Genomic DNA, 5920 nt, shown 5'->3' on the forward strand with positions numbered 1-5920 from the left:
CGAGGCGGAGGACGGAGCGGGGGGCGAAGCATTGACGGACATGACGGAGGCGCTCCTCGCGTTGTCGATGCGTGCTCGGTGGGTACCGACTGCCGGTCGGTCGCGGTCAGATCGTGTTGCGGTACGGCGGCATGAAGCGCATCCGCGGCATCTGGTCGGCCAGCACTCCCCCGTCGACGACGATGCGCGCCCCGTTGATGTACGCCCCGGCGTCCGAGGCGAGCAGCAGCAGCGCACCGACGCATTCGTCGGGCTGCGCGTACCTGCCGAGCGGGATGCGCTCGCGGTACGCGGATTCGAAGGCCTCCCGGTCGAAGGGGAATTCGCCGTCGATGGGTGTCTCGACCATGCCGGGGGCAAGGGTGTTGGCGGTGATGCCGTGCGGGGCGAGTTCGACCGCCAGGGTCTCGGTGAGCAGTTGGGCGGCGGCCTTGGAGGCGTTGTAGTGGGCCAGGCCGGCCTCCGCCACCAGGGCGTTCTTCGACGTGATGGTGATGATGCGGCCCGCGACCGAGTCCGCCGTCATGTGTTCGGCGATGCGCTGGCTGAGGAAGAAGACGGCGTCGACGTTGACCCGCATGATGCGGGACCAGCTCGCGGGGGTGATCTCGTTGAAGCGTTCCAGCGCCGCCGTGCCCGCGTTGTTGACCAGGATGTGCAGCGGTCCCGCCTCGGCGCGTACGGCGTCGACGAAGCCGGGCAGCGCGTCGATGTCCGCGAGGTCCTGTCCGTACGTCCGGCACCCGCGGCCGAGTGCCTCGACCGCCGCCGCGGTCTCGGCGACGCCCTCGGCACCGGGCAGGTCGACCAGGACCAGATCGGCGCCCGCCTCCGCGAGGCCGACGGCGAAGGATCGGCCCAGGCCCCGGGCGGCCCCGGTCACGAGCGCGGTGCGGCCGGTCAGGTCGAAGCGGTCGGTTCCCCGGGGCGGGACGGCTGCGGTCATGGCGGGGTTCCTCCAGGCGGAGAGACGGAGAGGTGGTCGGGTCCGGTCCTGATCGCCGGAGAGGTCCGGGCCGCCGCGCAGGGACACATGGGTGATGGCGCGGCGGCCCGGCTGCCGGTCGGTACCGGGCGACAGGGGGATGCCCCCGGCGCCGTACCGGCAGGTTCACAGGGGGAACGGCCGGGTCAGCCGTTCAGGCCCAGCAGGTCCAGCGACGGCCGGTGGATGATCTCCTCCACCGCGTCCACGTCGAGCGGCGGAAGTCCCGGGATGCCGGGGATACGGGCGATCTCCCGCAGCCCCCGCACCGAGTCGTCGACCGTCGTGAACGGGTAGTCGCTGCCGAACATCAGCTTGTGGAAGACCCCGTAGTCCTGGACCAGCCGGAGGCTGTGCCAGAGCTGGAAGGGCCGGTAGTGCAGGGCGCTGATGTCCGCGTACACGTGCGGGTGCTTGCGGATGACCGCGATGCACTCGCCCTCGAAGGGGTGGCCGAGGTGGGCGAGGACCATCCGCAGTTCCGGGTGGCGGATGGCGACCGCGTCCAGGTGGCGGGGCATCGCCCACTCCAGCGGTGCGCTCGACACGAAGGTGGTGCCGGTGTGCACCAGGAGCGGGAGTCCGTGCCGTTCGGCGTACGTGTACAGCTCGTCGTACTCCTCGGCGGCCGGGTCGAAGCCCGCGTACATCGGCATCAGTTTGATGCCGCGCAGGCCCAGTTCCTGGTGGCCGTAGCGGAGTTCGTCCTGCCAGCCGGGCTGGGTGGGGTCGAGCGAGAGGTAGCCGATGAGCCGGTCGGGGTGCGCTCCGGCGTACGAGGCGACGGCGTCGTCGTCCACCCAGAGGCCGCTGCGCCGCGCCTTGCCGCCGACGACGATCGTGCGGGTGCCCTCGGGGGCGGTGGCGGCGTACTCCTCCCACTTCACCGAGAGGTCGACCTCGCCCGCGTGGGCGCGGGCGGAGTCGGACTTGAACGGGTCGGTGAAGTCGTGGCTGTGCCGGAAGAGATGCGAGTGGACATCGACGATCATGTCCGGTTCCGCTTCTCCCAGCCGTCCGCGAACATGTTCCAGAAGCGGTGGCTGGGCGGGTGCTCCTCGAAGACCTCGTCGACGAGCTCGACACCGAGACCGGGTGCGGTCGGCAGGCCGATGTGGCCGTCGACGATCGGGAGAGTGCCCTTGAGGGCGTCGAAGACGTAGTCCTCAAGGAGCCCGTCGAAGGTTTCCAGGATCTTGAAGTTGGGGATTCCGAGCGTCGCGTGCACCGAGACGGTGGTGCAGAGCGGCGAGTTGGAGTTGTGCGGGGCCACGAGCATGCCGTGGGTGTCGGCGATCGCGGCGAGTTTCCGGACCTCGGTGAATCCGCCGGCCATGGAGAGGTCGGGCTGGATGATGTCGACCGCGTTGGTGGCGAAGAGCGGCTTGTACTCGTAGCGGTTGTGGAAGTGCTCACCGCCGGAGATCGGGAACGCGGCACGCTGCCGCAGCTCCGCGTAGCGCTCGATGTGGGTCCACGGCATCGGCTCCTCGAACCAGCCGATGTCGAAGGGCTCCAGCTCGCGCACCAGCCGGGCCGCGGTCGGCATGGCGAACCGGGCGTGGCCCTCGATGAAGAGGTCGACATCGGGCCCGATGGCCTCGCGGACGGCGGCCACCAGGTCGACGGAGCGGCGCAGTTCGGCGCGCTCCAGCTCGTGCAGTCCGGGGCCGAACGGGTCGAACTTGAGGGCGGTGAAGCCCTTGGCCACGGTCTCCTTCGCCTTGGCGGCGAAGATCTCCGGCTCGCGTTCGCCGGTGTACCAGCCGTTGGCGTACACCCGTACCTCGTCCCGGCAGGCGCCACCGGTCAGCCGGTACGCGGGGACGCCGAGCGCCTTGCCCATCAGGTCGTACATCGCCTGGTCGAGGCCGGACAGGGCGACGCCGCCCATGTCGCCGCCGCGCAGGAAGTCGCCCTGGTAGACGCGGAGCCAGAGCTCCTCGATGTCGAAGGGGTCGGCGCCGATGAGATGGCGCTGCGCCAGTGCCTCGGTGAGGGCGCAGACCTCGCGGACGCGGTAGGGGTGGGTGATCTCGCCGATGCCGGAGAGGCCCTCGTCGGTGTGGACCCGGACGTAGCCGAAGTCGCGCCAGGAGGTGCCGAGCATCAAGGTCTCGACGCGGGTGATCCGGCCTGCGGGGCCCGCCGGGCGAGTGCGGTTGACGGTCAGCATCAGCGGGTCGCCCCTCCCATGGTGGAGGTGTTCTCCAGGTCGCGTGCACCGCCGTCGGCGAGCACGGCCTTGACCGCGGCCTCGGTGCCCTCGATGAGGCGGTCCACGTCGGCGTCGGTGTGGGCGTAGCTGATGTGGCTGCGCTTGAGGTTGAGCGGGAGCTCGAACAGGCCGTGGTCGAGGAGTTTGCGGCGGTAGCCGACGAAGAGCGAGGCGTCGTTGTTCAGCAGGTCCGCGTAGGTGCGGGGGGCCTCGCCCGGCATGAAGTAGCTGACGAAGACGGAGCCGTACCCGGTGACGACGGCGGGGACGCCGAGGCGCTCGTACAGTCCGGTCAGTTCGGTGCGGACGCGCTCGCCGAGCCGGAAGACGTGCTCGTGGACCGGCTCCTCGCGGAGCTTGCGCAGGGTGGCGAGGGCGGCGGCCACGACGGACGGGTGGCCGTTGTACGTGCCGGCGAAGAAGGCGGGGGCGCCGGGGCGGGTGGAGAAGAGGTCCATCAGGTCGGCGCGGCCGCCGATCGCGCCGACGGGGGCGCCGTTGGCGATGGCCTTGCCGAGGGTGGTGAGGTCGGGGGTGACTCCGGAGATCTTCTGCCAGCCGCCGATGTCGTGGCGGAAGCCGGTGATGACCTCGTCGAAGATCAGGACGCTGCCGGCCTTCGTGGTCTCCTCGCGCAGCGTGGTGAGGAACTCCTGGTACGGCAGGAGCGCTCCGACATTGTGCGGGACGGGTTCGACGATCACGGCGGCGATGTCGGAGCCGTGCTCGGCGAAGGCGCGGCGGACGGCCTCGCTGTCGTTGAACGGCAGGACGAGGGTGGCTTCGAGGACCTCGGGCAGGATGCCGGTGGAGATCGGGTCGTGGCCGCCGACCTTCTCGGGCGCGGAGATCACGTTGAGGCTGACCGCGTCGTGCCAGCCGTGGTAGCAGCCCTGGAACTTGACGACCAGCCGGCGGCCGGTGGCGGCGCGGGAAACGCGCAGCGCGTGGAACGTGGCCTCGCTGCCGGTGCTGGTGAGCAGCACCTTCTCGATGGAGGGGATCAGCTCGGCGAGCTGTTCGGCGAGGAGGACCTCGCCCTCGGTGACGCCGACGCCCAGGTGGCCGAGGGTGGCGCCGGCCTCCGCGGTGGCGCGGGCCACGTCGGGGTCGTTGTGACCGAGCAGGGGCGGGCCGAACGCCGAGTGGAAGTCGGTGTACTCGCGTCCGTCGGCGGTACGGAACCGTGCGCCGTCCGTGCCCGTGACGACCAGGTCGGTCAGTCCGGGAACGCTGCGCTGACCGCTGTTCACGCCGCCGGGTACGACCTGGCGGGCGCGCTCGGCGAGTCGGGCTCCGGATTCGTTGCCTACCGGGCCTGAACTCATATTGCTTGCTCCTTGCGTCGAGAGTCGTCGGTCTTCGCAGGCCCTGCCCGGCCCGTGAGTCCCTGGCGCCATCCGCCCGGCAGTCGCCGCAGGAATGAAGGTGATCCGTGGTGCTTCAGATGGTGCGTTCGCTTTTCCTGAACACTGTTCTGGAGAGCAGAACGGGCCTGACATTACGTGCGCCTCCAGAGCCGGTCAAGACCTTTTCAAACCCAGGAAGGCCCGATTTCGCGCTTTCTTCACAGAGGAAGCGCGTTCGAGCCCCTTCCGAGGCACTACGCTGTTCTGCTATGACGAACAGTGCTGCCCCAAAAGAACCGAAGTACTGGGTCAAGAGCGTGGCCAGGGCAGCGGACATCCTTGAGGCGCTCGCCGCCCCCGCACAGGGGAACGGCATGAGCGTCACGGAGGTCGGCCAGGCCTGTTCCATCTCCAAGAGCGCCGCCTTCGGCATGCTCCAGACCCTCCGTGCCTACGGCCTCGTCTCGGACGACGGCGAGGGCATGAACCGCCGTTACCGGCTCGGCATGAGCCTGGCCCGGCTCGGCGACCGGGCCCGCTCCCAGGTGTCCCTGCGCGAGGTCGCCCGCCCCGTCCTGCAGGAGCTGACCCGGACCACCGGAATGGCGTCCCGCCTCGCCGTCCCCGAGGACGGCCACGCGGTCGTCGTGGACCAGGTCGAGCTCGACCAGCGCGTCCGGCTCGATCTGCGGATGGGGCAGCGCGAGCTGCCGCACTGCACGGGCCTGGGCAAGGCGCTGCTCTCCGCCGTACCGCCGAGCGAGGCGGCCTCGGTCGTCGAGCGGTTCGGGCTGCCCCGGCGCACCTCCCGCACGATCACCGACCCGGCCACCTTCCTGTCGCATCTGCGCGACATCGCCCGGGTCGGCTACGCCCTGGACGACGAGGAGGACGCCGAGGGCATCATCTGCATCGGCGCGCCGGTCTTCGACGACCGTTCGGTGTGTGCCGGGGCCGTCTCCATCACCGGCCTCAAGCTCGGCCTGCCGGCCTGGCGCTACCAGGAACTGGGCGGCCAGGTCCGCGACGCGGCGCGCCGGATCAGTGTCTCGCTCGGCTGGGTCGACGACACGAACGGCGTCGACTCCGACAGCAACACGTCGCATTCCGACGGATTCGGGTCTTGACCAAACGGCGTAACCAGCCGTAGGTTCCCTGCCAACCGCGGTGACACTCCATGGTCACCGGCGATTTACCCTTTCCGGCCTGGTTCCGGCGCCTGCCCATCGCGCCGTGGACGTCCGACAGCCGGACCCTTTTCAGCCATCCGCCTCATGGCAGTCCCCCGCAGGAACGCTCCCTCACTTGTCGCACTTCTCGGAAGGCGAAGTCCGCATGAGCGTTCCGCACCACCACACCTCCGCCTCC

Annotated in this window: 5 protein-coding genes; 1 reads left to right on the forward strand and 4 read right to left on the reverse strand. The window is 70.0% G+C overall.

Annotation, left to right across the window (positions count from 1 at the left end):
• Nucleotides 1-106: 106 nt before the first annotated feature.
• The 4 genes from ACWCQ6_RS35275 to ACWCQ6_RS35290 form a co-directional block, all read right to left on the reverse strand.
• Nucleotides 107-946 (reverse strand): SDR family NAD(P)-dependent oxidoreductase, encoded by an 840-nt coding sequence (locus tag ACWCQ6_RS35275; RefSeq protein WP_451096320.1) that lies wholly within the window; start codon nt 944-946, stop codon nt 107-109.
• Nucleotides 947-1131: 185 nt separating this feature from the next.
• Complete coding sequence (locus ACWCQ6_RS35280) at nt 1132-1977, reverse strand: amidohydrolase family protein (protein ID WP_451096322.1); 846 nt, start codon at nt 1975-1977, stop codon at nt 1132-1134.
• A complete protein-coding gene (locus ACWCQ6_RS35285) occupies nt 1974-3161 on the reverse strand; it encodes a mandelate racemase/muconate lactonizing enzyme family protein (RefSeq protein WP_451096324.1) in 1188 nt (395 codons plus the stop codon). The genes ACWCQ6_RS35280 and ACWCQ6_RS35285 overlap by 4 nt, the downstream gene beginning before the upstream one ends.
• On the reverse strand, nt 3161-4531 hold the full coding sequence (locus ACWCQ6_RS35290) for an aspartate aminotransferase family protein (protein WP_451096326.1): 1371 nt from the start codon (nt 4529-4531) through the stop codon (nt 3161-3163). Before ACWCQ6_RS35290 ends, ACWCQ6_RS35285 begins: the two co-directional genes overlap by 1 nt.
• 290 nt (nt 4532-4821) lie before the next feature.
• Here ACWCQ6_RS35290 and ACWCQ6_RS35295 point away from each other — a divergent pair, with 290 nt between their 5' ends.
• On the forward strand, nt 4822-5679 hold the full coding sequence (locus tag ACWCQ6_RS35295) for an IclR family transcriptional regulator (RefSeq protein ID WP_451096328.1): 858 nt from the start codon (nt 4822-4824) through the stop codon (nt 5677-5679).
• Nucleotides 5680-5920: the final 241 nt, after the last annotated feature.

It is taken from the genome of Streptomyces sp. NPDC001880, from assembly GCF_053594575.1.

Excerpts from the sequence above, each read along its gene's own strand:
- ACWCQ6_RS35275 (WP_451096320.1), bottom strand. The coding sequence starts at position 946 with ATGACCGCAGCCGTCCCGCCCCGGGGAACCGACCGCTTCGACCTGACC.
- ACWCQ6_RS35280 (WP_451096322.1), bottom strand. The coding sequence starts at position 1,977 with ATGATCGTCGATGTCCACTCGCATCTCTTCCGGCACAGCCACGACTTC.
- ACWCQ6_RS35285 (WP_451096324.1), bottom strand. The coding sequence starts at position 3,161 with ATGCTGACCGTCAACCGCACTCGCCCGGCGGGCCCCGCAGGCCGGATC.
- ACWCQ6_RS35290 (WP_451096326.1), bottom strand. The coding sequence starts at position 4,531 with ATGAGTTCAGGCCCGGTAGGCAACGAATCCGGAGCCCGACTCGCCGAG.
- ACWCQ6_RS35295 (WP_451096328.1), top strand. The coding sequence starts at position 4,822 with ATGACGAACAGTGCTGCCCCAAAAGAACCGAAGTACTGGGTCAAGAGC.